This window comes from Paenarthrobacter sp. 10L412, from assembly GCF_056395565.1.
Genome location: NZ_JBFTJT010000033.1, coordinates 1 through 1,567, shown reverse-complemented (window position 1 = coordinate 1,567; position 1,567 = coordinate 1). Strand labels below are relative to the sequence as shown.

Here is a 1,567-nt window from a genome sequence, read left to right as displayed (position 1 = left end):
AAACGCCCGGTCCCATTCCGAACCCGGAAGCTAAGACCCACAGCGCCGATGGTACTGCACCCGGGAGGGTGTGGGAGAGTAGGACACCGCCGGACACACATTAGGTCGAGACCCCCCAACCCACACCAGGGACGGGGGGTCTCCCATTTTAAGCAACACAGCAAAAGGCATGAACAAGCGTCTCCGACCAGAGGCCTGCCAACCGTGAATCAAAGACGAAGGCCTCCACCACCGTGGAGGCCTTCAGTCGTTAACCTGTTCACTCAACTTGTCGCGCCCGCTTGGGAGGGCCCGGTGATCAGGGGGAGGGGCGATCTGCGCGCTGACACTCTGACCCTGCTCCGCGGAGGAGGAGATACCTGCAGAGGCTTGTTCTCGGTGTTGCGCTTGGTCCAATGCCATCGATGCTCTTCTCTGCAGGGCTGCGATCGCTGACTTCACGTCCTCCAGGCCGCGAATCTGATCAATCAAGGCAGCACCGTCATTGCTTAGCCGGAAAGAGCCCAATCTGGCCAGCAAAGCCTGAACGTCCAAGCCCTCCGCCCTGGAGCCGATGGAAATGCCCGTCCCAGGCCCAGGCGCATCAGAAACGACTGTGGCTTCTTGATGCACCCCCAATGCCGTCCATGGAAAATACTCTTCCAGCACGCACAATCTCGCATTAGTCCCCAATCCACCTATGTGGAAAAGCTGGAGGAATTGGAAAAACCGGACTGATTGCGGGACAGCTACCCGTCAACGCTGGAGTGATTAGGCGCTCGTTGTCTTAGAAGCCTTTACGGCTGCCTTGGCCGCTTGTTTGCTGGCGCGAACTTTGACCAGGGAATCGGGATCCACGATGTCGGCAACAGAGAGGTATGAGCCCTCTTCGCCGTAGTGCCCAGCTGCTTCCCGCCATCCGTTGGCTTGAAGGCCGCATTGCTTACCGAGGAGGGCCAGGAAGATTTTCGCTTTCTGCTCTCCGAACCCAGGCAAGGCCTTGAGCCGGCGCAGTACCTCAGCGCCGTCGGGATTGCCGCTGGTCCAGATTGCCGCAGCGTCGCCGTTCCAATCCCGGTGTACCGTTTCGGCGAGGGCTTGGACCCTGCCGGCCATGGACCCTGGGAAGCGATGCACGGCGGGGCGTTCTTTGAATACCTCCACGAAACCTGCGGGGTCGTAGTCCGCGATCGTGCCAGGATCCAGTGATCCAAGGCGCGTGCGGATCTTTTCCGGACCGGCAAAGGCCGACTCCATGGTTACCTGTTGATCGAGCAACATTCCGGTCAGCAATGCGAACGCATCGTCGCTTAACAGCTGATCGGCGGCGGCATCTCCTGTGATGTGCAATTCCATACGTCCCATCCTCCCACCAGTGCGCACGGTCGTCATCGGAAGTGGTCACGTTGGCCAGATTGATGAACGAACGGAGTAATGCTCGACGGCGGGCTGGCGCGGGTTTTTGGTGTGGTGTTTGGGGGTTGTTGGGGTGGTGTTGGGTGGTTGTTGGGGTGGATTTGCGTTGGGGGTGTGGGGCGTGTATTGTTTTCTGAGTCGCCGGGTGCGAAACGGAAAGCCGGAAGGTGTG

The 1,567-nt window shown here is 59.6% G+C and carries 1 protein-coding gene and 1 rRNA gene; one reads left to right on the top strand and one right to left on the bottom strand.

Features of this window, described 5'->3' with window-relative positions:
* Positions 1-95, top strand: a 5S ribosomal RNA gene (gene rrf, locus AC1DD7_RS24350); the annotation flags it as partial.
* Positions 96-750: 655 nt separating this feature from the next.
* Here the strand turns inward: rrf and AC1DD7_RS24345 are convergent.
* Positions 751-1,344: an HhH-GPD-type base excision DNA repair protein gene (locus AC1DD7_RS24345; RefSeq protein WP_477516913.1), complete on the bottom strand. Its 594-nt coding sequence runs from the start codon at positions 1,342-1,344 to the stop codon at positions 751-753.
* Positions 1,345-1,567 lie beyond the last annotated feature (223 nt).

Excerpts from the sequence above, each read along its gene's own strand:
- AC1DD7_RS24345 (WP_477516913.1), bottom strand. The coding sequence starts at position 1,344 with ATGGGACGTATGGAATTGCACATCACAGGAGATGCCGCCGCCGATCAG.